General features: G+C 68.6%; 36 protein-coding genes, 1 tRNA gene and 1 other RNA gene. 7 read left to right on the top strand and 31 right to left on the bottom strand.

Annotated features, from left to right (window positions below; genetic code table 11):
* Nucleotides 1–70 precede the first annotated feature (70 nt).
* From J0I43_RS01845 to J0I43_RS01720, 26 genes are all read right to left on the bottom strand, one after another.
* On the bottom strand, nt 71–289 hold the full coding sequence (locus tag J0I43_RS01845; RefSeq protein ID WP_292858084.1) for a hypothetical protein: 219 nt from the start codon (nt 287–289) through the stop codon (nt 71–73).
* Nucleotides 286–567 carry a hypothetical protein gene (locus J0I43_RS01840; protein ID WP_292858081.1) on the bottom strand — a complete coding sequence of 94 codons (282 nt, stop codon included), beginning with the start codon at nt 565–567 and terminating at the stop codon, nt 286–288. The genes J0I43_RS01845 and J0I43_RS01840 overlap by 4 nt, the downstream gene beginning before the upstream one ends.
* A complete protein-coding gene (locus tag J0I43_RS01835; protein ID WP_292858078.1) occupies nt 564–830 on the bottom strand; it encodes a glutaredoxin domain-containing protein in 267 nt (88 codons plus the stop codon). The genes J0I43_RS01840 and J0I43_RS01835 overlap by 4 nt, the downstream gene beginning before the upstream one ends.
* Entirely contained in the window at nt 827–1,480 is a 654-nt protein-coding gene (locus J0I43_RS01830) for a hypothetical protein (RefSeq protein ID WP_292858076.1), read from the bottom strand. The genes J0I43_RS01835 and J0I43_RS01830 overlap by 4 nt, the downstream gene beginning before the upstream one ends.
* Nucleotides 1,477–1,833 (bottom strand): hypothetical protein, encoded by a 357-nt coding sequence (locus J0I43_RS01825; protein ID WP_292858073.1) that lies wholly within the window; start codon nt 1,831–1,833, stop codon nt 1,477–1,479. The genes J0I43_RS01830 and J0I43_RS01825 overlap by 4 nt, the downstream gene beginning before the upstream one ends.
* Nucleotides 1,823–2,059, bottom strand: a complete 237-nt coding sequence (locus tag J0I43_RS01820) for a hypothetical protein (RefSeq protein WP_292858070.1) — start codon at nt 2,057–2,059, stop codon at nt 1,823–1,825. The genes J0I43_RS01825 and J0I43_RS01820 overlap by 11 nt, the downstream gene beginning before the upstream one ends.
* Before the next feature lie 19 nt (nt 2,060–2,078).
* Nucleotides 2,079–3,323 (bottom strand): AAA family ATPase, encoded by a 1,245-nt coding sequence (locus J0I43_RS01815; protein ID WP_292858067.1) that lies wholly within the window; start codon nt 3,321–3,323, stop codon nt 2,079–2,081.
* A gap of 193 nt (nt 3,324–3,516) precedes the next feature.
* Complete coding sequence (locus J0I43_RS01810; protein ID WP_292858064.1) at nt 3,517–3,732, bottom strand: hypothetical protein; 216 nt, start codon at nt 3,730–3,732, stop codon at nt 3,517–3,519.
* Complete coding sequence (locus J0I43_RS01805; RefSeq protein ID WP_292858061.1) at nt 3,729–4,049, bottom strand: hypothetical protein; 321 nt, start codon at nt 4,047–4,049, stop codon at nt 3,729–3,731. Before J0I43_RS01805 ends, J0I43_RS01810 begins: the two co-directional genes overlap by 4 nt.
* A complete protein-coding gene (locus tag J0I43_RS01800; RefSeq protein WP_292858058.1) occupies nt 4,046–4,834 on the bottom strand; it encodes a hypothetical protein in 789 nt (262 codons plus the stop codon). Before J0I43_RS01800 ends, J0I43_RS01805 begins: the two co-directional genes overlap by 4 nt.
* 11 nt (nt 4,835–4,845) lie before the next feature.
* Nucleotides 4,846–5,247, bottom strand: coding sequence for a hypothetical protein (locus J0I43_RS01795; RefSeq protein ID WP_292858055.1), 402 nt, complete (start codon nt 5,245–5,247; stop codon nt 4,846–4,848).
* Nucleotides 5,247–5,639 (bottom strand): hypothetical protein, encoded by a 393-nt coding sequence (locus J0I43_RS01790; protein ID WP_292858052.1) that lies wholly within the window; start codon nt 5,637–5,639, stop codon nt 5,247–5,249. The genes J0I43_RS01795 and J0I43_RS01790 overlap by 1 nt, the downstream gene beginning before the upstream one ends.
* Nucleotides 5,639–6,124, bottom strand: a complete 486-nt coding sequence (locus J0I43_RS01785; RefSeq protein ID WP_292858049.1) for a hypothetical protein — start codon at nt 6,122–6,124, stop codon at nt 5,639–5,641. The genes J0I43_RS01790 and J0I43_RS01785 overlap by 1 nt, the downstream gene beginning before the upstream one ends.
* A complete protein-coding gene (locus J0I43_RS01780; RefSeq protein ID WP_292858047.1) occupies nt 6,121–6,324 on the bottom strand; it encodes a hypothetical protein in 204 nt (67 codons plus the stop codon). Before J0I43_RS01780 ends, J0I43_RS01785 begins: the two co-directional genes overlap by 4 nt.
* The gene (gene bet, locus J0I43_RS01775; RefSeq protein ID WP_292858044.1) at nt 6,321–7,229 is read right to left on the bottom strand and encodes a phage recombination protein Bet; all 909 of its coding nucleotides are present in this window, start codon (nt 7,227–7,229) and stop codon (nt 6,321–6,323) included. Before bet ends, J0I43_RS01780 begins: the two co-directional genes overlap by 4 nt.
* The gene (locus J0I43_RS01770) at nt 7,226–8,101 is read right to left on the bottom strand and encodes a PD-(D/E)XK nuclease-like domain-containing protein (protein WP_292858041.1); all 876 of its coding nucleotides are present in this window, start codon (nt 8,099–8,101) and stop codon (nt 7,226–7,228) included. The genes bet and J0I43_RS01770 overlap by 4 nt, the downstream gene beginning before the upstream one ends.
* The gene (locus J0I43_RS01765; RefSeq protein WP_292858038.1) at nt 8,101–8,364 is read right to left on the bottom strand and encodes a hypothetical protein; all 264 of its coding nucleotides are present in this window, start codon (nt 8,362–8,364) and stop codon (nt 8,101–8,103) included. Before J0I43_RS01765 ends, J0I43_RS01770 begins: the two co-directional genes overlap by 1 nt.
* Nucleotides 8,364–8,693, bottom strand: a complete 330-nt coding sequence (locus J0I43_RS01760; RefSeq protein ID WP_292858036.1) for a hypothetical protein — start codon at nt 8,691–8,693, stop codon at nt 8,364–8,366. The genes J0I43_RS01765 and J0I43_RS01760 overlap by 1 nt, the downstream gene beginning before the upstream one ends.
* 7 nt (nt 8,694–8,700) lie before the next feature.
* On the bottom strand, nt 8,701–9,312 hold the full coding sequence (locus J0I43_RS01755) for a hypothetical protein (protein WP_292858033.1): 612 nt from the start codon (nt 9,310–9,312) through the stop codon (nt 8,701–8,703).
* Nucleotides 9,309–9,431, bottom strand: a complete 123-nt coding sequence (locus tag J0I43_RS01750; protein ID WP_292858030.1) for a hypothetical protein — start codon at nt 9,429–9,431, stop codon at nt 9,309–9,311. Before J0I43_RS01750 ends, J0I43_RS01755 begins: the two co-directional genes overlap by 4 nt.
* 184 nt (nt 9,432–9,615) lie before the next feature.
* Nucleotides 9,616–10,047, bottom strand: coding sequence for a hypothetical protein (locus J0I43_RS01745; RefSeq protein WP_292858027.1), 432 nt, complete (start codon nt 10,045–10,047; stop codon nt 9,616–9,618).
* Nucleotides 10,044–10,397, bottom strand: a complete 354-nt coding sequence (locus J0I43_RS01740; RefSeq protein ID WP_292858024.1) for a hypothetical protein — start codon at nt 10,395–10,397, stop codon at nt 10,044–10,046. The genes J0I43_RS01745 and J0I43_RS01740 overlap by 4 nt, the downstream gene beginning before the upstream one ends.
* Entirely contained in the window at nt 10,394–10,630 is a 237-nt protein-coding gene (locus J0I43_RS01735; RefSeq protein ID WP_292858021.1) for a hypothetical protein, read from the bottom strand. Before J0I43_RS01735 ends, J0I43_RS01740 begins: the two co-directional genes overlap by 4 nt.
* Complete coding sequence (locus J0I43_RS01730; protein WP_292858018.1) at nt 10,627–10,803, bottom strand: helix-turn-helix domain-containing protein; 177 nt, start codon at nt 10,801–10,803, stop codon at nt 10,627–10,629. The genes J0I43_RS01735 and J0I43_RS01730 overlap by 4 nt, the downstream gene beginning before the upstream one ends.
* Nucleotides 10,804–10,859: 56 nt before the next feature.
* A complete protein-coding gene (locus J0I43_RS01725; protein WP_292858015.1) occupies nt 10,860–11,039 on the bottom strand; it encodes a hypothetical protein in 180 nt (59 codons plus the stop codon).
* The gene (locus tag J0I43_RS01720; RefSeq protein ID WP_292858012.1) at nt 11,036–11,386 is read right to left on the bottom strand and encodes a helix-turn-helix transcriptional regulator; all 351 of its coding nucleotides are present in this window, start codon (nt 11,384–11,386) and stop codon (nt 11,036–11,038) included. The genes J0I43_RS01725 and J0I43_RS01720 overlap by 4 nt, the downstream gene beginning before the upstream one ends.
* A 2-nt stretch (nt 11,387–11,388) precedes the next feature.
* Between J0I43_RS01720 and J0I43_RS01715 the strand changes: the two genes are divergently transcribed.
* The 3 genes from J0I43_RS01715 (at nt 11,389) to xerC (ending at nt 13,481) form a co-directional block, all read left to right on the top strand.
* Nucleotides 11,389–11,778: a hypothetical protein gene (locus J0I43_RS01715; protein WP_292858009.1), complete on the top strand. Its 390-nt coding sequence runs from the start codon at nt 11,389–11,391 to the stop codon at nt 11,776–11,778.
* 20 nt (nt 11,779–11,798) lie between these two features.
* Nucleotides 11,799–12,236 (top strand): ImmA/IrrE family metallo-endopeptidase, encoded by a 438-nt coding sequence (locus J0I43_RS01710; RefSeq protein WP_292858006.1) that lies wholly within the window; start codon nt 11,799–11,801, stop codon nt 12,234–12,236.
* Nucleotides 12,237–12,350: 114 nt separating this feature from the next.
* Entirely contained in the window at nt 12,351–13,481 is a 1,131-nt protein-coding gene (gene xerC, locus J0I43_RS01705) for a tyrosine-type recombinase/integrase (RefSeq protein ID WP_292858003.1), read from the top strand.
* 78 nt (nt 13,482–13,559) lie between these two features.
* Here xerC and J0I43_RS01700 read toward each other — a convergent pair.
* Nucleotides 13,560–13,632, bottom strand: a tRNA-Lys gene (locus J0I43_RS01700).
* 115 nt (nt 13,633–13,747) lie between these two features.
* Between J0I43_RS01700 and J0I43_RS01695 the strand changes: the two genes are divergently transcribed.
* Together J0I43_RS01695 and J0I43_RS01690 are read left to right on the top strand one after the other, a co-directional pair.
* Nucleotides 13,748–14,590, top strand: coding sequence for an inositol monophosphatase family protein (locus J0I43_RS01695; RefSeq protein WP_292858000.1), 843 nt, complete (start codon nt 13,748–13,750; stop codon nt 14,588–14,590).
* Entirely contained in the window at nt 14,587–15,165 is a 579-nt protein-coding gene (locus J0I43_RS01690; protein ID WP_292857998.1) for a nitrate ABC transporter substrate-binding protein, read from the top strand. Before J0I43_RS01695 ends, J0I43_RS01690 begins: the two co-directional genes overlap by 4 nt.
* 21 nt (nt 15,166–15,186) lie before the next feature.
* Here the strand turns inward: J0I43_RS01690 and J0I43_RS01685 are convergent, their stop codons facing one another.
* On the bottom strand, nt 15,187–16,773 hold the full coding sequence (locus J0I43_RS01685) for an amidohydrolase (protein WP_292857995.1): 1,587 nt from the start codon (nt 16,771–16,773) through the stop codon (nt 15,187–15,189).
* Nucleotides 16,774–16,871: 98 nt separating this feature from the next.
* On the opposite strand from J0I43_RS01685, the gene J0I43_RS01680 reads away from it, so the two are divergent.
* Nucleotides 16,872–17,525 (top strand): TetR/AcrR family transcriptional regulator C-terminal domain-containing protein, encoded by a 654-nt coding sequence (locus tag J0I43_RS01680; protein WP_292857992.1) that lies wholly within the window; start codon nt 16,872–16,874, stop codon nt 17,523–17,525.
* Here J0I43_RS01680 and J0I43_RS01675 read toward each other — a convergent pair.
* The 3 genes from J0I43_RS01675 to ssrA all read right to left on the bottom strand — a co-directional run bounded on the left by J0I43_RS01675 (nt 17,516) and on the right by ssrA (nt 20,833).
* On the bottom strand, nt 17,516–18,763 hold the full coding sequence (locus tag J0I43_RS01675; RefSeq protein ID WP_292857989.1) for a M24 family metallopeptidase: 1,248 nt from the start codon (nt 18,761–18,763) through the stop codon (nt 17,516–17,518). The two genes, J0I43_RS01680 and J0I43_RS01675, sit on opposite strands and share 10 nt — an antisense overlap.
* A complete protein-coding gene (locus tag J0I43_RS01670) occupies nt 18,760–20,271 on the bottom strand; it encodes an APC family permease (protein WP_292857986.1) in 1,512 nt (503 codons plus the stop codon). The genes J0I43_RS01675 and J0I43_RS01670 overlap by 4 nt, the downstream gene beginning before the upstream one ends.
* A gap of 193 nt (nt 20,272–20,464) precedes the next feature.
* Nucleotides 20,465–20,833: a transfer-messenger RNA gene (gene ssrA, locus J0I43_RS01665) on the bottom strand.
* A gap of 100 nt (nt 20,834–20,933) precedes the next feature.
* On the opposite strand from ssrA, the gene J0I43_RS01660 reads away from it, so the two are divergent.
* Entirely contained in the window at nt 20,934–21,599 is a 666-nt protein-coding gene (locus tag J0I43_RS01660; protein WP_292857982.1) for an SIMPL domain-containing protein, read from the top strand.
* Nucleotides 21,600–21,626 lie beyond the last annotated feature (27 nt).

Below are 21,626 nucleotides of genomic sequence, written 5' to 3'. Positions count from 1 at the left end.
CGGCACGTGGCTTGCCACTTCGTGACGCCGTCGACGAGGACGTGTCGGAGGGGTGGGAAGGAGAGCGGCATCAGCGCACCGCCTCGTCAGCTGCGCGCGCGGCCCGACAGTCGGCGCACGTGACCGCAACCCACGACGTCGCGCGCTTCGCTGAGCTGCGGCCGCAGTACGACCGTCCCGCGGTGCCGCCGGCGGACGTGCCTTGCGCGCAGATCCGGTCCTTCGCGGTCGTCGACACGCGGGGCGTCGCGTGCGCCTGGCGTTCCTGCGCGATCGGGCCGGCGCTCACAGCGGCACCGTCCAGAAGTCGACGACCGTGGCGTGGCAGAGTCCGCAGCGCGGGCTCATCGTGGCGAGGTAGCCCAGCGACGTCGCCACGTGCACCGTGCATCCGCAGCGCGACCACCGGCGGCACGGGCACACGATCACCAGTCGGTGGGTCGCGGGCTTATCGCAGCCCTTCGGCGCCTCGCAACGGGGAACCTCATCGAAGTGCTCATCCAGCCCAGCGATGACGTCCTCGTCGAAGATCGGCGAGTCGAGCGGCGTCAGCAACGGGACGCTCACGACGCGACCCCTTGCCGGACGCGCCACGCCTCGACGATGCGGTCGATCTCTGAGGGCACAAACCCCGGCACGGCGATGTCGCCGTACTCGGTGATCGGTGCGGATCGGTAGCCGATGCCGGCGAAGTGGGCGAGGTCTTTCGTGTTCTCCGGTGCAGTGAGGTCACGCTCCTCGAACGGAACCCCAGCGACGTCGAGGCGGTACTTCACCATGCGGCACTGCTGGCACGACGGTTTCGTCCACACGATGATCGCGGCGCTCACAGCAGCCCCTCTTCGCGCAGCTTCGCCTCAGCGAGCGACACCCGCTGGAACGTCGCCGCGTCACCGCCGGCGTCTGGATGCGTTTCCCGCTGCGCCCGCCGGAGCGCGCGAGCCGGTGCACCGACGATCGACTTCATCTCAGCGAGCCCGAGACCCGTGAACTTCCCGAGGAACGCGAGAGCGTCGTCTGCGGTCGCGAATCCCGCCGGAGCCGAGGTCGCCTCGATCGCCAAGAACCCGCGGTACTGCTCGCCCCGCTTCGTGACGCCGTAACGGTCGACCTTCCGCAGCGCCTCGAGGGCGAGGGCGATTGCGCGCAGGTTGTCCTGCCAGCGGTCGAAGGTGTCGCACGGGTACGACAAGGGGCCGTGCTTCGAGTCGAGCGAGAAGATCACGCCCGGGTGCTCAGCGACGGCGTGCGCGCGCGGCTTGCCGTCGAGGCGCCACAGGTCGCCGGCAGGGATCGCGATCAGCAACTCGGCAGACTCGCGCTGCGTGCGCGTGTCGGTGAGCTGCCAGATCTCCCGGTCGAGCACGTCGAGCGTGTCGCTCAGCCCCGCACGGAACGGCGACGACTTCCGCGAGCGGGTGAGCTCGCCCGGCCACTCCCGGATCGGGGCAACGTTCATCGTGTCGGGCCAGGCGCTCATGCTGCCACCGGCCCGTGCGCGCACCCGCATTGGGTGAGCTTGTCGACCGCGCCATCCCATGCCGTCCCGTCGCAGTTGCGGCACTTCCCCGCCACGCATTCCGGGCAGCGAGGCACGCCCTGATCGAACGCATGGACCACGCCCGACTGCTGCGCCCGGTCTTCCCAGAACGCCGACACGGCATCCGCGTTCGTCTTCAGCAGCTCGTCGACGAGGTCCTGCGTCTGCGACCACGACAGCGATACCGTCGCCACCGTGCCGCTCAGCGAGTCCCGCACGGTGAGCTCCACCTGATAGGCATCGCTGACCTCCGTGCTCGCGAGGGTGATGGTCTGCTGCTCCTCAATTGCCACGGGACGCCTCCTCGATGCCAAGGCCCACGCGGGCCGCCTTCCGCAGCGTGTTCCGTGTCACCGCGCGTTCCGCCGTCGACACTGTGGGCGACTGCTCACCCTTCGTGTCGTGGTCGAGCGCCGCCGCGCCCAACGTGAGCGCTGCGAGCGCGTTCGCTGTCCGCAGCTCCCCCACGAGGTCGTCGACCGCATCGATCAGACGACGCCCCTTGCTTCCCTGTGCCATATCCCTCATCCCTTCCTTCTCAGTAGCCAGCGAGCGGTTCCCACGGCCACGTCTGCCCGCGCACGAACTTCGCCGGGAACGGGCGCGCGTCTCGGTCTCCTCGCCACCTGACGAGCGAGTACTTCTGGAACCCGCCGTACGACGAGGTCTCCTTGTCCTTCTGCAGACCCAGCCCGAACTCCGGCCATCCGAGGAGCGCGGACGACCCGCGGGGCCGCAGATTGCGGATACCGCTGCGAGACGTCTCGTGACCGGCGTGCGCTTCGATGAGCATCGCGACACCCCGCTCCCGGATGGAGTCGAGCGCCTCAAGCACGGGTGCGGCGTCTTCCTCGTCCTTCATCGCCGGCGCCAGCCGGTACAGGGGCCCGACGACGACGAGGTCGGGTTGCACTTCGTCGATGCGGCGGTGGATGCCTCCGAGGATCTGCGCCTGCGTGATGTCCGACTTCGGGAGGAACTCGACAGCGACGTGATCACGGGGGTCGCGGCGGCCGCGCATCGCGGCCTCGTCGGCCATGCGGCGGATCGCACGCCGCCACTGCCGTTCACTGTTCTCCACGTCGACGACGAGCGCACGGATCGGTTCCACGATGCCGAACGTGAACGGGTGGATGCCAGCGGCGGGGAGCACCGCGAGCTGCCGGAGCATCACCGACTTCCCGACACCCTCACCAGCCGTCAGCATGAGCCGGTCGCGGCGTTCCACGACGTCGGGGATCACCCAGTCGTACGTGTCCTCCTCCTCCGGCACGGCGAGGATCTCCCGCAGGGTGCGCGCCGGCGTCGAGGTGTGCGTGTCGCGGTCGCGGATCTCGGTCAGTCGGGTGATCGCGTCCTGGAGGACCACGCCGGGCTCGGTCGCGTCCGTCAACGATCGGCCGACGGTGGCGAGTGATCGGGCGAGCGCGCGTTCACGGACCTGGCGGGCGTAGAACCCGACGTTCGCTGTCGTCGGGACTTCCTGCACCCACCGGGCCAGGTCGGTGATGTCGTACCCGGCGCCGCGGACGTCCCAGTCGCGGAGATGGTCGTAGACGGAGAGGTAGTCGACGCCCTCCCCCGCCGCGACCATCCCAATGATGCCCCGGTAGATCGCGGCGAGACGGAGATCCTCGAAGTCCGACGGAACCACCTCGGCCTGCACGTCCCGCAGCACCCTCGGATCCGACATGACAGCGCCGAGTACGAACCGCTCGTGCAGCGCACCCGTCGACACGGGCGCCGGAGCCGCGTCCGCGTAAGCGTCGTCGTTCTCGCTCATGACGCTGCCCCGCACATGCACGCACCGGACACCGAGATCTCCGTGAAGCACACCGTGCACACAGGCCGCTGAAGGTCGAGCTTCGACGGCGGGCACACCACGTGCGCCCACGCGCCGCGATCCGTGCGGGCGATCTCCTCACCCGTTCGGATCTTCTCGTCGCAGTCACCGCAGACCGACTCGAACAGCGCCCTCACGACGCCACCTCCGGGATCGTGAGCACGCCGTGCTCGCAGGACTCAGCAGTGATCCGAGTAGTGGCCTGACTGCCGCCGGTCATGATGGAGACGTGCTCTCCGGGCACGACCTCGGAGACGTACCCGGAGACGCTGCCAAGCGGGCTCTCGAACGAGATCGGATCGAACGGCCTGAGCTGCGCGATGTCCGCGAACGCGACCACGACGCTCATGCCGTCACCTCCCGAGGCACGCGGCCGAGCCGTTCAAGTGCGGCCACGGCGACGCGGTCGGGTTCCAGCCGGTTCCCCCACTCGTCCTCGCGTGGCAGAGCAGCTGCATGGATCCGCTCGACGCCCTGACGAATGTGGAACGGCATCAGTCGTGCAGCCGACTCGGACCGGTGCATCGTGATCGCTTCCATCGCAGCCGCGAAGTCGTCGACGCCGACGAGATCCGCCTCCCACTCGAGGACAACGGCCCGGTCGACCGGACGCTGGTCGATGATCTGCATCCGCATCAGCAGCGCGGTGATCTGCTCAACGTTCATGACGCCGCCCGTTCAGCGGCCATCTGACGACCCAGGTCGAGGACATCCCGAGCACGATCCATCGGCGCCGAGGCCCTCGAGGGGAGCTCATCATTCCACCCCTCGCGGTTCAGCCACGTCGCGGGGTACGGGATGAACTGCCTCTCAGGGCGGCCGGGGTTGTCGCGGTACGCGACAGCCGCATCGACGATCTGCGTCGCAGGCGTCTGCTTCACCGCCTTGGCCCACGCGCGCTGCGCATCCGGCTTGGCAACCTTCTTCGGCCACACCGCCCAGAAGTCATCGAACGACGGCCCCGAGACCACGATCGATGGGGCTTCGAAGAGAGCGAGATCGGCCTTCGAATCGCTGTCTTCTACGTCTCGTTCTTGTCTCTCTATAGAAGAGGAGCCATCTGGCGAATCCGCCAGTTCCATCTGGCGATTTCGCCGCTTCGATCTGGCGATCTCGCCATTTGGCGAATCCGCCAGATGGGCGTAGATCGGGGCGTAACTCTTCCGACGATCAAACCCGTGATGAGCGTCCTCGCGGAGGAAACCACGGACGACCAACTTCTCGATCGCGCGTCGCACCTGCTCCGCCGACAGGCCCGTCTCATCCGCGATCTCCCCATGCGTCGCGGCCCACCAGTGCGTGCCATCCTGCGTCTGATGAGCGACCTTCGCAGAGTCTGCCCGCCAGTCGATCCGCGTCCAGACGAGCGCCTCGTTCGCGCCGCCCAGGCGCCGCACGAGCGCCGCTCGGACCTGCATGAAGTCCTTCGCCGTCGCCTCCTCGATCGGCACGCCTTGCTCGCTCACTGCGGTATTCCTTCCTCTACCTCGACGGCGCGGCCGCTCTCCGTGAGCAGCCACCACGTCTTGTCCAGTCGGCGCACCCGCACAGCTGCGGGCGCGAAAGTCTCTGTGGTCGCGTTCGTGGGGATCAGGAGCCCCACCCGCAGCGCGATCTCGCGGTTCCGTTCAATCCGGCCGTGGCATCCCGTGGTGCCCGACCCGCACACGATCAGGAGGTTCGCGATCGACCCGATGCGCGGGTCCGACGTCCCGCCGGCGCCGCGCGGCTTCCGGTGGTGCGCGGACCACTCGACGCCGCGGCCTTCCCAGCGGAGCCCGCGCCGGCAGACGAAGCACGCCTCGCGTTCCCGATCGAAGAACGCCTTCCGGACGATCGCCGGGGTGAAGTCACCGGCGCCCATCAGCTCACCACCAGGAGGTTGAATACGCGCCGCGCGTGGGCGATCTGCTCCGGCGACGCCGTGGTGAGCACGTGGAACGGGCTGCTGGGCTCGTCCCACTCGACGAACCCGCCGAACGCATCAAGCTGATCAAGCGCGACGATCCACTGATCGACCCAGTGCGGGTCAGCGAGCTCTTCACCCTCGATCCATTTGCGGAATCGCACGAGGATCGGGTTCGGCTCATTGTGCTGGACGTGATCGAACTCGCGGCGGGGCGAGAACTCGTTGCCGGTGCCGTTGTTGAACGAGAACCGACCGCCGAAGTCATCGCACCACTCGTAACCGCACGCCGTGTGCGCCCACGGGTGGGCGTCGTGGTTGAGGTCGCGGGGCGTCTTGCTGGCGAACATCACAGCCCCCTCGCGGCGTCGCGGTACAAGATCTCCACCTGTCGGCTCATCGTCTGCACCGTCGACTTCCGCTCCGCGACGAGGTCCGCGATATGCCGCGCGTACTCCTCCGCGATCGCGGCCTCGTCGTACTCCGCCTGCTCGTCGACGACGTCGAGGTCGACCGCCGCGGTCTGCGCTGTGCCCTTCAGCTCGGCGTGACGGCCGCGCGCCGCGGCGCGCGCCCGCTTCAACGCCCGTGACCGCACCCGCCGCAGCGCACCGGCGTTCTTCACCACGACGACCATCTGCCCCGCCATGTGGGAGATCAGGTCGAGCTCACGGATCACCCAATCGGGGCCGCGGAGCTGCCCGTCATCGGCGATCTGCGCCGGCGTCACCGACGTGCGCGCATGCTCCGACCAGGCGTCGATCGACGAGACGGTCACAAGCTCACCGTTCGGCCAGACGATGTCGGTCTCCTGCTGGACGTCGAGGTCGCTCACTGGTCCCTCCACACCGACACGGTTTCGTCAGGGTCACGTTCTACGACGACGGGAGCGCCGCCCTCGCTCACGGTCGCGATGTAGATCTGCCGGTTCGCGCCCGACGTCACGGACGTCACCGTGCGCGCCGCGCCGACGCTGTCGATCCGGTCACCGGGTGCCACACGATCGGCTCGCGTCGCGACGAGGACGGCGGTCACGGCTGCGCCTCCTCGTTCTGCGCGGCGATCTCCGCTTCGACCTCTTCCTCGCACGTCGGGCAGATCCCGCCGGGTTCGATCTCCTCGTCCTGCCCGCACCGTGCGCAGGTGTTGAGCGTCACCACGTCGGGTTCTGCCTCGTCCGACCGTGTGGGCTCGCTGGACGCGTCCGCAGCCTCCTCGGGCGCGGCTGCCTCAGCGGCTGCCGCAGTGCGCGCACGGGACGCCACAGTGGACAGCACACGAGGCTGACGCGCCGGCGCCTGGCGCTCCTCGCCGTCGAGCGGGACCGACGATCCCATCTCGTCATCCGTGTAGAGCCCGGAGAGGTCCTGGGGGCACGCCTTCCGCAGGGCGAGCGCCTCAGCGCACTTCGCGAGCTGCCCCGGTCCGCGCTGCTTCCACATCGCGGTCAGCTCCCCGTTGCTCTTCGTCTGGACGTACTCGTCCCAGGTCGCGATTCCGACCGCGGGACGCTGCCAGTCATGCCGGTACACCGCGACGCGGGCAGCGAGTGGGTGATCGCCGTGCAGCGCCTTCACGAACACGTCGACCCACTCGCCGCTCGCCGTGAGCCACTCCGCCGGGTCCTGACCCGCGTACTGGCCCGAGCGCTCGGCGATCAGCCGGAAGCCATCGATCCCTGTCTGGATCGCCCATTCGACGCCATCACGTCCAGCGCGGCCGATGCAGTAGATCTGCTTCGCAAGCGGATCGAGTCCCGTGCGCTCGACGGTGTGGAAGAACTTCGCCACCACTGCGCGAGACGCGAGGACCTTCTGCCCCGAGTTCTGCCCGTACGTGTGCGTGAAGACCAGCCCGGCCGCCTCGACCACGGCACGCTCGTCGTCGGTCCACTGTGTCTGATCCGTCGACGTCGGGAGGGTTGCGAGCGCCCCGGTCACGCGGCGACCTCCTCGACCTGAGCCCGGTACCAGCCAGGCGCCTGCAGATCCGCGACGGGGCCGCCGTCGTCGTCGTCACCGGGCCACTCGCCCCGCTCCTGGCACCACGCGAAAAGGTCGATCGCGGCGCGCATCTTCGCCTCACCGCCGACCTGCCAGGCCGGGTCGCCCATGCGCACGACGCGCACCTCGTGAGGGAAGGTCTTCTCGACGAAGATGAAGTGCATCGGCGCCGGCTCGATCCCGAACACCAGGCGCAGCAGCTCCTCGTACGTGAACGACTGGATGTCGTACCCGAAGTCGACGATCGCGTTGATCAGCTTCCTGAGCTGCACGTCCGTCGTCGACTTCACATCAACCGGGGTCCACACGTCGTCGACGAGCGAGAGCCGGTCCAGCCGGCCGCGCAGGCTCACGCCGGTGTGCGGGTCGTCGGCGAACAGCGATGCCTCCGTGAACCCCGGAGCCTCGAGCAGCGGGCGCGCCTTCACGTTCATCAGCACGGCATCCGCCATCGTCCGCACCGCAGCGAACACCTGCGGCTTCAACGGGGTCTTCCCCTCCGCCTGCGCGTTCGCGACGAACTCCTTCGCCACCGTCGTCCGGATCCCACCGTCGACCGACAGCATCCGCGCCGGGATCTCAACGACAGGGGCGCCGACACCGAGGATCATCGCGTGCGCGGCGTGCCCGACCTCGAACTCCGGCTTCGCACGGTTCGCGGACCGCATCGCTCGGTAGTGACGAGCCGACCGCAACAGGTACTTCATGCCCGTCTGCGACAACGCCGGGTGCGCGTGGTACTCGTCCTCGTTCATCTCCTGCACGAACCGGCCGGACACGACCGGAGGCGGCTCGATGATGGTGTCCATCAGACGTGCTCCCCGTTCTCGTTGATGACGTTGCGGAACGTCGGCGGCCCGTACACCGGGACCGTGGACTTGCGGATCACGCCCTTGTCGTCAGGCTTCGCACCGCGCGGGACGACCACCCGCTCCCCGATCACCGGGCGGGACGCCATGAGCCGCTCGACATTCGCCGGGAACAGCTCCCGCGCCGACGGACGCAGACGCCCCTCGATGCGGAGCCGCTCGGCAACCACCGGCCGCGGCGCGGCGTAGTGACGCGCGCGCATCACGCCTCACCTCGCGAGTCGTCGTCGAAGTCGCCCAGATCGAGCGCGTTCTCGCCCGTTCGCGCCTTGTACGCAGCGGCGCGGAGCTTGTCGGCCGCGGCGGACGGCTTCGCTTCGAACAGCGGCTCGATGTGATCGATCTGCGCGACCGGGTACGTCTCGTCGGCGATCTCGTCGTGCATCACACGGGGGAACGAGTACTGCACGACAGCAAGCAGCGGCTTCCCCTCCTTCGCGAGCTCGATGAGCCGCTCCTCCGTACCGAACAGGCCGTTGCGTTCGGCCTTCGGCACGCCGTTCTTGAACGACGTGGGCTTGATCTCAGTCATGGGTTCCTCATCCCTTCCGGGCCGCCGACGCGGCGGCCGTCTCCGCGGGCCACGCGACCACCGCGTGCGCCCTGTACTGCTTCGCCGTGTAGGGCATCGGAAGCCCCAGGCGATGCGCTCCCGCAGCCGCAAGAGCGACCGCGTCAGCGACGTTGTGGTCCGGGACGTGCGCGTCCGGGACGAGCGAGCGCACCGACTCGAGCACAAGCGCTTTACGACGCGCCGGCGTCGTCGCCCGCGGGATCGGCTCACTGTGAGCGAGGACCTGCCGCGACGACGGCGACACGATCACGACCGGTCCGCGCGCCGCGATCTGATCGATGAGCATCCACCGCAGGCCCGATCGTTCGTCAGCGAGCGGCGTGTACTTCGCCCCCATCGCCGGGCCCTCGACCACTGCGAGATCGAACGACGAAGGCATGATCGACAGCACCTCGCGGAGCATGACGCGGATGCGGCGCCGGTTCGTCATCGGCGTCTCGACGTCGGGGCGACCGGCGCGGCCACGCCACGTCTCCCACCGCACAGCCTCGGTCTGCCCGTCCGCGCCGACACCAAGGTCGACGCGCGCGCAACCTGTGATGGTCAGGCTCGGATCGATCCCCACCACCACAGTCACGACTGCTCACCGCCCGTGATCTCCCCGCCGAGGATCGCCTGATACCGCTCGGCCTCCTCCCGCGTCTCGACACGCACCGCCGGCTCACCACGCCGCGAATGCACGATCAGCTCAGCCACAGGACCACCGCCCCCACCACAGCCAGCACGACCGCCAGGACGCCCGCTCCCGTCGCTGCGATGAACGCGGCACGCTCACGTACATCTGCGACCACCACAAGCCGCACAGGGCCGCCCACGGCACGCCGCGCGGGCACCGGACGAGACTCGCCCAGGTGAGGGGCGCGGACCTTCAGCCGGGAGGTCACGACTGCGCACCCTTCATCCGGGCAAGGTCCGCCTTCAGCCGCTTGATGATCCGCTCGAGCTCGACCACACGGGCCACGTTCGAGTCGGACAGCGACGACCGCTGCGCGCGCACGATCGAGGGGTGCATCGAACCGCCAACCGCTGCACGGTCAGTCACCACAGACTGGGTGCGGCGCGCGTACTCAGCCTCCGCTCGCTCGAGCTGCACACGCCACCCCGGCACCTTCGCGGCGTTCCGCGCCCGCCATGACGCGTCAGCACGCGCAGCGCGCTCACGATCCGCCTGCAGCGCCTTCGTCACCCGAGCGATCTCAGCGGCCTGATGCTTCGCGCAGCGCTTGATGCCGTCGGCGACGGGCTGACCGCAGATGTGGCCCTTCGTGTCCGACCCGACCCAGTCCCGGCAGACGACGGTCACGCCGCTCACGACGTCGCCACCTTCACACCGAGCTCGCCAAGCGCGTCGACGGTCCCCTCGAAACCCGGAACGTCGACGGCGGCGAAGTCGAGACCTCGCTCACGCCCGTCGAGATCGGCCTTCACGATCGCTCGCAGGAACTCCACACCCAGGCGACGCGCCGACAACAGCGCGTGCACCTCCTGGGGGAACTCGTTCCGCAGCTTCTCTCGATTCACCGCATCCCCTGCGTCGATCAGGCGCATGAGCTGGTTGAAGAAGAACCCGCCGTCGAGGCCGTAGTTCGGGTCTCCTAGGAAGCCGAGCGTGTGTCGCGCGACCTCCAACGAGATCGTGGGGCGGGCGATGCTGTCGGTCATCGGTCCATTCCTTCCTGGTCGAACCCGTCGAGGTCCTGGCCCTTCGTCTGGGTGTTCAGGACCCGGACCTCGACGGGGGTCTTCGGACGCCGCATGAACACGGCGAGCAGCGCGAACGGCGCGAGAATGCAGATCAGATCCGCGGAGTTCACACCGGGCTCCACCGCGGCAGGCGCCGATACAGCGGCGATCGCGACGATGACGATCGCAACGACGACACGGCGGACGGTCACGACGACACCCCGACTCGACCAGCGAGAACGATCTCGTCAACCTCTGAGCGCTCGTACCGCACGAGGCGGCCGATCCGATGGAACGGCAGCACCTTCACGGCATCCGTCCGCCGCCAGTCCCGCAGCGTCTCGACCGAGATCTTGAGGTACTCCGACACCTCGTCCTCCGTCATCCACTCCGGCCGACGATCCGAGGAAACCGGACGGATCGGTGTGACATTCGCTGCACTCACGACGCCACCTCACGGAACGAAACGAAGCCCTTGCCGTAGCCCTTCTCGAACGCCCTCGCGATGAGCGCCGCATCGTCTTCGTCAGCCGCAAGGGCGAGGACCGTCACTCCCGTCCCAGCGACGTGCTTCAGGACGACCTCGAAGCGCATCGCCAGACGAACATCGAACGCGCTCACGACGCCACCGCCTCGGGCACCTTGACCGCGTCGGCGGCACTGAGCAGCTCAGGAACCGAGACGCCGAAGGCCTCCGCGATCTCATCGAGATCGTTGGAATCGAAGCTCACCTCGCCTGACATCCGGCGCCCGATCCAGAACACGGATCGGTGCAGCTTGGTGGCAAGCCACGTCTGGGTCGTGTTTCGTGCCGCGAGGTGCAGCCGAATCGCCACCGTCGCCGCTTCCTGAGTGCTTCGCATATCCGAAGCTTTGCATACCCGAAGCGGTGGATGCAAGGCGATCTTCGCAATTGCAAAGCGGATAGCGCATATGCCAAGCTGTGAACATGGCTGCTGAGTTTCCACGGATGACTGACTTCGCCCTCGCGTTCGCGGCTGAGTACAAGGGCTTCATGAAGGCGCACTCCGTCTCGGGAGCACAGATCGCGGCGGTCCTTGATCGAGGCGAGGGGTACGTGTCCGAGCGCGTGAACGGAAAGCGGGCCCTCGACACGAACGATGTCGACGCGCTCGCGTCGCTCGTTCCTGAGTGGGATGGCCTCACGCTGATGCTCGAGCTCTCCCGCAGAGCAGAGTCCCGTCGCACCCCGCGCGGCGAGCTGATCGAGGGCAACTTCGGATCGAATGTCGGCGCCCCGGTTGAGGATGAGCCGACGATGAAGCAGCCGCCGAAGAAGCAGCGCACGGCAGCCCGCAAGGGTGAGACGAAGGCCGCGCAGGCGCCGCACGCCGAGTGAAACAACGAGAGGGGGTCTCGATGAAGGAGCTACTGCGGTTCGCCGCCGGACTGGGGATCACCGTGCATGCCGCTCGTCTCGAGCCGGGCGTCATGGGCGAGTGGTACGAGGATGAGCGCGAGGTCTACTTCGACCTGCGCATGTCCCCCGACGAGCAGGTGTTCACCGTCGCGCACGAACTTGGGCACGCTCACCACGGGCACCGCTGCGAAGACAATCAGGATGCTGAGGATCAGGCAGACGCCTACGCGGCGCAGCTGCTGATCAATCCGGAGCGCTACGCGGAACTCGAGCAGCAGGGCCTTCACCAGCACGACATCGCCGAAGAGCTCGGCGTCAGCGTGGACGCGCTCAACCTGTGGATGCAGGCATGTCTCGTGCGTCTCCGTGGTGTCACGTATGCGCGACCTCGCCTTGGCGCCGGCCAGTGGCTTCATCGGCAGGAGATCGCCGTATGACCGCGCAGCAGACCGCACACGTTCTGCTGCCGGCCGTTCCTGCTGCGGATGGGTCGTCGTGCACCTGCAGGATCACAACGCGCGAGAGCGGCGCACAGCGTCGGGCGGTCAACGGTGCCTAGACCGCCGCTGCTCATCGGGACGTGGGGCAAGATCCGACGCGCGACGATCGCCGGGCAGCCGACGGCGTTCGCGAACTACCGCGACTCCTCAGGACGCACCCGCACGATGCAGCGCAACGGTCGCACCGAGCCCGAAGCGGAACGCAACCTCATCGCCGCGCTGAAGAAGAAGCTCGACGACGAGTCCACCGACCTCCTCGCCGCCTCGTCGACGATCGCAGAGCTCGCCGACCAGTGGCTCGAAGAGCTCCGACTGAAGAAGACGCCGCAGGGAACGATCGTCACCTACCGGTCCGCGATTCAGGCGAACATCAAGCCCGGCATCGGCGCGCTCCGCCTATCGGAGGCGACCGTGCCTCGCGTCGACCGCTTCCTCAAGAACATGCTCGACCGACCCAGCGCCGCGCGAACAGCGCGCATCGTCCTCGCCGGCATGTTCAAACTCGCCGTCCGCCACGGCGCCGTCAGCCGCAACCCCGTCCCCGACACCATGCCGATCGCGACGCCCAAGAAGCCGGTGAAAGCGAAGACCCTCGACCACATCCACGGCATGCGGAAACTGTTCGCCGAGTACGACGCATCGCACACCTCCGAACTGTGGGAGACATCCGGCATGCTCATGGGCACCGGCTGCCGCATCGGCGAATGCCTCGCGCTCCGATGGGACCACGACACGAGACTCGACAGCGGGGTCGTCGAAATCAACGGCACCCTCATCGTCGGCGAGGACGGCAAGCTGCACTGGCAGGAGCACCCGAAGTCCGAAGCCGGTGAGCGTGCGCTGACCCTTCCCGCGACGATGCGGGGTCTGCTCGTCGCGCGTCGCGTGAGCGCGATGTACGAGCAGGTGTTCCCCTCGTCGACGGGCACTTGGCGGTGGCCGGCGAACGTGCGTAGGCAGTGGCGGCAAGCGCTCGAAGGGTCGGTCTACGCAGGCGCGACGCCGAAGGACTTCCGCCGCGCCGTCGCGACGCACCTCGATCGTGAGGTCGGCGTGAAGGCTGCCGCGCAGCAGCTCGGCCACGGCAACGAGGACATCACCATCGACTACTACATCGAGCGACAAAGGCAGATCGCGGACTTCGCAGAAGTCATCGAATCCCTATTTGAAAACGCCGGATAAACACCGGATCCTGACCTATCGCCGACTCCCCCGAAACGCAAAAAGGCCCGAGATCGTTGAGATCTCGGGCCTAAGCGGTGCACCCCCTGGGACTCGAACCCAGAACCCACTGATTAAGAGTCAGTTGCTCTGCCGATTGAGCTAGAGGTGCGTTCCGTGCCCGCCGCATCCTGATCGAAAACCAGGGGGGCGAACCGAGGGTCAACGTTACCATCCCGACACGGCACATCGCGAATCGAGCATCCGCTGCCCCGTATCCTGGAGGAGTGACCTCCCCCGCACACGCCCCCTCCTGGAGTGCGCCTTTCGATGGCGACCTCACCGCGGACCTGGACCTCGCGCTGCGCCTGGCCGACGCGGCCGACGCGGTCGCGATGTCGCGCTTCGACGCCGCCGACCTCGCCGTGCAGACGAAGCCGGATGCCTCGCCGGTCACCGAGGCGGACCTCGCGACGGAGCGCGCGATCCGTGGCATCCTCGCGGCGGAGCGCCCCGCGGACGGCGTCCTCGGCGAAGAGTTCGGCACGAGTGGCGAGGCCGCCCGGCAGTGGATCATCGACCCGATCGACGGCACCGCGAACTACCTCAAGGGCATCCCCATGTGGACGACGCTGATCGCCCTCGCAATCGACGGCGTGCCGCGCGTGGGCGTGGCGAGCCAGCCCGCCCTCGGGCGCCGCTGGTGGGGCGCGACGGGCCTCGGCGCCTGGACCGACGTTCCAGGCGGGGCGCCGAAGCGCCTGAGCGTGTCCGGGGTCGCCGCGGTCGCCGAGGCGAGCGTCAGCTTCCAGTCGATCGCGCAGTGGGACGAGGTCGGTCGCTCCGGCGACCTGCTCCGCCTCAGCCGCGCGGTGTGGCGCGACCGGGGCTACGGCGACACCTGGCCGTACATGCTCCTCGCCGAGGGGCGGCTCGAGTTCGTCGCCGAGTTCGGGGTCAAGGAATACGACATCGCGGCGCTTGTTCCGATCATCACCGAGGCCGGTGGGCGATTCACCGACATCGACGGCGCCGACAGCATCGCCACCCGCTCTTCACTCGCGACGAACGGGCTGCTCCACGACGACTTTCTCGCCCTGCTGAACACCGACACGGAGACCGATCGATGACCCCCCGCAGCTTCGCCTCCCTCGCCGCCGTCGGCATCGCCGCGCTCCTGCTCACGGGGTGTGGCGCCGGTTCGGCGGACCCCGCACCCACGGCCACCGTCGGCACCGACGCGCCCACGACCGCCCCGACGGACGCGCAGCCCGACCCGACACCCGGCCCCGACGCCTCGGGCATCGACGCGACGTGCGACTCAATCGTCGTCGCCGATGTGCACGAACAGCTCGTCTCGAAGGGCTGGAGCTTCAAGGAGACGCCCTTCGCCGCCGCCGGTGTCACCCTCGACGACGGCCTGCAGTGCACGTGGGCCGACTTCACGAAGCCCTCCGGCAATCTGCTCCTCTTCGGCTGGGCACCCCTGACGAGCGACCAGGCCACGAAGATCCAGAACACTCTCGAACAGCAGGGCTGGAAGCGGGAGAGCGAGGGCGACTACGTCTACCTGACGCAGGATGCCTCGCAGGCGCCCACCGTCGACGAGAACGGCTACGGCATGACCTACGAGTTCGGCGACGGATGGGTGACGCTGTCCGACACGAAGCAGAACCTGCTTCTCATCCAGCGCCCCCAGAGCTGACGCCGCCGCGCCGACGACGAGTCACCACGCGTTCGCGAGATGCACGGGATCGCCATCGACGATGGTCGCCACGACCGGCGCATCGGCGAACACGTCGAGATCCGTCGTGCGAGGGTCGTGAGCGAACACGGTGAGGTCTGCGGTGGTTCCCACGGCGATGCGCCCCGCATCGACATCAGCGACGGATGCCGCAGCTCGCACGGTGTAGCCGTCGATCGCGCTCTGCACAGACAGCGCCTGCGATCGCGCAAGTGCAGGTGCTGACGGGCGACCCGCTTGTCGGCGCAGGTGCGCGGCCGCGATGACGGCGCGCGGGTCGTAGGGCGCGATCGGCCAGTCGGAGCCGAGCACCACGGCAACCCCGGCGGCGTCGAGGTCGCCGAGCGGCCAGGCGCGAAGGGCACGCTCGCGACCGAGTCTTATCGACCAGTTGTCACTCCCGAGGGGGTCGACGTAGTCCGTCCCGTGCGTGGGCTGCATCCCGGCATACGCCCGTGAGCGCGCGAAGCGCGCCGTATCGGCGACCGATAGGTACTCGATGTGCTCGATGCGGTGGGGGGCACGGCGCGTGCGGTCGATGACGTCGAGTGCCTGGAGCACGGCGGCGTTCCCGATCGCATGCGTCGCTGTCGCGATGCCGCGCGCATCGAACCACGCCACCGCAGCGGCGTACGCACGTGAATCCGCCCAGATCGAGGCCGCCGAAGCTCCCCGCGTGTCCGGCTCCGAAAGCCAGGCGGTGCCGTCGTCGATCGTCCCGTCGAGGAAGAGCTTCGCACCGCCGACCCGCCACCGTCGACCCGCACGCGACTGCATCGCGGCGATCTCCGCCCAGCGGTCGGGCGTCGCGTCGGCTTCGCACCAGGGCATCGCACGCACTCGCACCGGCAAGGAGCCCTCGCTCTCGAGCGCCTCGTACAACGCCGCCGCCCCTTCGGGGAATTCGAGCGAGTGGACGGCCGTGAGCCCGGCACGGGCCATCCCCGCGAGGGCGGCGCGGAGGGCGCGTGCCCGCTCGGCGAAGGGCACTGCAGGAGAGGCCATCTCGACGACCGCTACCGCCGCCGGCTCCCGCAGGTAACCGGTCGGCGCGCCCTGCTCATCACACACGATCTGGGCCTCGCCCTCGAGAGCGACCGACGAGACGACGCCTGCGGCGCGCAGTGCGGCGCCGTTGGCCAACGCGGAGTGGCCGTCGAACGTGCGGATCAGGCACGGCCGGCCGCCGACGACGACGTCGATGACACGCCGGTGCGGCTCGGCACCGCCCAACGCATCGGGGCGAAGACCCCAGCCGTGCAGCCACACATCAGGCGGAAGAGTGCCGTGCGCAGCGCCGAGCGCGGCCTGAAGCTCGGCGACCGTCGTCACCTCGCCCAGGGCGACACCTCGCGTCAGGTCGGCGCCGAGGACGGGATGCGAATGACCGTCGATGAATCCCGGGAGCACACAGGCGTCGCCGACATCGATCGTGCGGGTACGTGCCGTTCGCCAGGCGCGCGCCTCGCGGCGGTCGCCGACGGCGACGATACGTCCGTCGCGGATGCCGAGCGCCTGGGCTCCCGACGGCCCCGCATCGATCCGGTCCGCCGTGATGATCACGTCCATGTCCCTCTTCCCGACCGCCCCGGAGGTCTCCGCGAGCGATCACCCTTCGTTTATGGATAGCGTGGAGGTCGCCCTGCCCTGAAAGGCCGTGATGCCCCTTGGTACGACCGCTGAAGCCCAAGCTCTCCCGGCCCGCGATCGCGTCGGCCGCCATCGCGGCGGTCGATGCCGACGGGGATTTCACGATCGAGCAGCTGGCCTCGAAGCTGGGCGTCGCGGCGTCGTCGCTCTACAACCACGTCTCTGGCCGTGCCGACATCGTCGAGCTGATGCGCGACGAGCTGTTCGCGGATACGACCAACGTGCCCGACCTGGGGAGCTGGGAGCTCACGCTGACGGCCTTCGTGGGACGGTACCGCGCGGCTCTCGGACGCCACCCACGGGTGATCCCGCTTCTGATCGGCAACACTCTGGCCGGACCCACCACCACCGCGTTCTATCAGGCCCTCGCCACGATCCTGCGCCACGCCGGTTTCGACGACGCGCAACTGCTCGATGCCGTGACGACCGTCGACGTCTTCGCGCTCGGCGCGGGCCTCGATCTCTCGACGCCGGAGGACATGTGGCGCCCGGAGAGGTTCCCTCCCGGGCCGATGCAGGATGCCCTGATGGCGGGCACGGCATCGCCCGGCCGGTCCGATCGCGCGTTCGACTTCGGTCTCGCCGTCATGGTGGCCGGCCTGCGGGAGACCCTGGCGGGGCGAGGTCCGCAGGCCGGCCGATGGGACGAAGTCGGGACGCGTCACCAGTAGAGCTGTGGGCTCGTCGAGAGCATCTCGTTGCCATGCTCCCCGACGATGAAGACGTCCTCCCACGTGGCCGATCCGACGCCGGGGGTGTTGAAGAACACCTCGACGGTCATGACCATGCCGGGCTGCAGCGGTTCGTGCGTGAACGCAGCCGCAGGAGCCTCGCCACCAGCCGGCACGATCGGCGCCTGGAAGAACGTGCCGAGGCCGTGTCCGTACACGTCCCACTGCGAGGCGTCGGCCACCGCGAACTCGCTCTCGGCGACGAGCCGGTCGCCGTACGCGCCGATCTGGGCTGCCGTCTCGCCTGGACGGAAGGCGGCGATGATCGCGTTGTGGATGCGCAGACTCTCCTCGACGAGCGTGCGCTGTGCCGCCGTGGGCTTGTTGCCACACACCGCCGTGCGCCCCGGATCGAGCCAGTAGCCGTGCAGGAGCGGACCGTAGATCCAGCCGCGCAGCAGATCGCCTCGCTCGGGTGCGACCGGTCGGTGCCCGTACATCGGGCTGCTCCACATGTAATGCTCGCTGTGGGCTCCGTGGTTGACGGCGACACGCTGGATGCCTCCGCCCGCGCGGTACACCTCCGCCGCGGCGCGCGCCGCGGCCTCCGACTCTGTGTGGCCGGCGATGAGAGAGGTCATCAGAGTATCCATCGATCGCGAGGCCACGACCCCCGCCTCACGGAACCGCTCGAGCTCGACGGCGGACTTGACCATCTGCACGCGCACGAGCAGATCGTCGACCGATACCCAGTCGATTCCCGGCGTCCCTGCGACGAGATTTCGATGAATCTGGACCGGCAGGAAGTTGTCTCCGACATAGCCGACCCGGCCCTCGACTCCGAGTGCAGTGAGATGCTCGGCGAGTCCCTCGCCCAGGTCGTAGTGCCCGAAGACCGCGCCGGTCGCGACCTGCGCGAGGTCGGTCGAGGATACCGAGTCCACGGTGTGCACTTCGGGCTCATGCCCCGGGCGCAGGAGCACCGCTGCGTGGGCGCGCCCACCGCCCACCCCCGGCAAAGGCGGCTCCTGTCCAGAGGCGATCGACGCGTAGTTCGTGAGCCAGTACACATCTCCGGCGCGATCGAAAGCGCCGCCGCTCTTCTGCCACACGACGAGCGCGGGCAGATCGGCCTCGGCCATGGCAGCCAGCGTCTGCTCCCAGCGCCGGTGGTACTCCGCCATCGGGAAGGGCAGGTCGGTGCCCGTCCGACGGTCGGTCGCTATCGAGTTCGTCATCGGTGATTCTCTTCCTTCGAAGTGGATGTGGGGACGGTGGCGGCAAGGGGATCGTCAGCGGGACGGACTCCGACGAGCGCGAGCTTCGCGGGCCGACGTATCCACGTGAGCGCCGCCCATGCCGCCGAGAGTCCGATCACGCCGCCGAGGATCGCCAGCAGTACGGCATTGACACCGGGACCGGCGCCGGTGAGCAGGTCGAACTGCGTGACCAGCACCGCGAGCACCGCGACCAAGAGCACGGCGGCGAGGGTCGGGGCGACGATCCGTCGCATGCGCGCGCTGGTCGTGCGTCGGAAGTGGACGACCACCGCGATCGACGTGACGACCTGCAGCACGATCATGAACACGGCCGCCATGCTCGTCAGCCACAGAGCGACATCGAGGTAGGGGTCCAGGCCCAGCAGCGCGGCGACCACGATCGCGATCACCGACACCGCGGTCTGGAGCAGGCCCGCCATCCACGGTGCTCCCGTGCGCGACGACGTGGCGGCGATCGATCGGTGAAGGACGCGATCGAGGGACAGCGAGTGCGCGTACCGGTTGGCGCCGTTGTGGAAGGCGAGCTGTGCGGCCAGCAGGCTCGTCAGGATGAGGATCTGCATGAGCGTCGAAGCCCACGGCCCGAGGTAGACGTCGGCGAGGACGAAGAACAGGTCGGCGCCGTGCTCGGAGACGGCCGCGGCGATCCCCTCGGTGCCGAATCCCTGGATGACCACCCACGTGACGAGGGCGTAGAACACGGCGATGATCACGACGGTCGCGACGCCGGCACGGGGAATGGTGCGATCGGGATCGCGCGCCTCGGCACGGTATAGCGCGATCGCCTCGATGCCGAGGAAGCCGACGAACGCGAGGGCGAGCACCGCGCCCATCCCCGGGGCGAAGACGGCGCTCGGCGCAAACGACGCCAGGCTCAGGCCTTCGGCGCCGCCCCGCACGATCACCGCCCCCGCCAAGAGCGCGACGAGTGCGAGCTCAGCGGTCAGCAGCACGGCGAGCACCTTCGCGCCGACCCCGATGCCCGCCGCCGCGAGCAGGAAGATCAGAAGCCCGACGGCGACCGCCGCGACCGGCCAGGGCACATCCATGCCGGTCAGCATCTGCACATCCTGCGCGACGTACACCGAGATGAGCCCGAGGGCGCCGATGAGCGCGATGTTGTAGGCGACAAGGGCCACGACCGCGCTGGCTGCACCGGCGGCGCGACCGAGTCCGGTCGAGATGTAGGCGTAGAACGCGCCTTGACTGCGCACCGCCGGCGTCATCGCGGTGAACCCGGCGAGGAACAGAAGGAGCACGAGACCCGAGCCCACGAAAGCCGCGGGGGCGCCTGCCCCACCGACGCCGATCATGAGGGGTGTGAATCCGCCGAGGTAGCCCAGTGGACCCGCGGCGGAGATCACCAGAAAGGCGATACCGGCCGCCCCCAGCGCGTTCGATCTGAGGGCGACACCGGCGGTGAGTGGAGAAACGGGGGACGAGGGCGGAGCAAGATCTGCGGTCACGGGAGATCCTTCGGGTCCGGTTCATAAACGAATACTTTTCGTTTAACGAATGATGACACCCGCGCCCGTTCTCCGCAACCCGCTCTCTCATCCACCCGCCGCTGCTCGCACGCCCCGCGCCCAAGAAACGACAAAACCCCCGCGAGCCCAGTGAAATACTGGGCTCGCGGGGGTTGTCCACGATGACAGCGGCTGGTGGAGCTGGGGGGAATCGAACCCCCGTCCAACGCTGAGATACTGCGTCTTCTCCGGGCGCAGTCTGTAAGAACGTTCTGCTCGGCTCCGACCTTTATCACAGACACCTAAGTCGACGAGCCCAGTCTCAGAAGAGTCCCGTACGACGTCGAGACCCCGTCGCACAGCAAGATCCCTAGATGACGCCAGAATCCGTAGCGGGATCGCCTACGGTCTGACGGACTTCAGGCTCGCTTAGGCAGCGAGGGCGAAGTCGTTGCGCTTTGCATCGGCAACTATTGGTTCGCAGAGGTCGTTTACGAGATAACCCTGCATCCTCGGCCCGCTTCCCGCAGCTTCACAGGCGCTGTCGAAACCGATCAGCCCCGGAAGCCCCCGACCCTTCGGTCGTGCGGCAGGGTGAGCCACTGTCACGCTGTGGAATTGTGCGGCGGATGCCGAGGCATCCGAGCGTTACAGTCTATCCCATGAGCGATGTCATCATCACCGTCCGCGGCGAGAGCCAAACGCGCGTCTCCCCCGAGCACGCCGTCGCGCACGTCAGCGCAACCGCCGAGGGGCCCGAACGCGGCGCCGTCGTGGAGCGCATCGCCGCCCTCGCCGAACCCATCCGCACCGACCTGGGCGCACGGAAGGCAGCCGGCGGCATCGCCGACTGGTCGAGCCAGCGGGTGTCGGTGTGGGCGGACCGGCCGTGGAACAGCGACGGGCGGCAGCTCGATCCCGTGCACCACGCCTCGGTCGAGCTCACCGCGACGTTCACGGATGTCCTCGCCCTCTCCGACTGGCTGAACACGATCGCAGCGACCGAGGGGCTGCAGGTCGGGGTCGTCGAGTGGCAGCTCACACCGGAGACGCGCGCGCGCGTCGAGCGCGAGGTCGCCACCGACGCCGTCGCCGCCGCCGTCGAACGCGCGACCGCGTACGCGAGCGCGATCGGGCTGTCGCGCGTCACGCCCGTGCAGATCGCGGATCTCGGGCTGCTGAACGGGGGCGCGCCAGAAGCACCTGCGCCGCGCATGTTCGCGCGCGCAGCGATGGCGATGGATGCCGCGCCGCCGGCCGCCGTCGAGTTCCGCCCCGACGACATCGTGATCACCGCCGCCGTGGAGGCGCGCTTCAGCGCCGGCTGATCTCCGTCACCCGGATCGACTGCGATG

Origin of the sequence: Microbacterium sp., assembly GCF_017305435.1 — a bacterium.
Lineage (GTDB): Bacteria > Actinomycetota > Actinomycetes > Actinomycetales > Microbacteriaceae > Microbacterium.
This window is presented reverse-complemented; position numbering and strand designations above follow the sequence as displayed.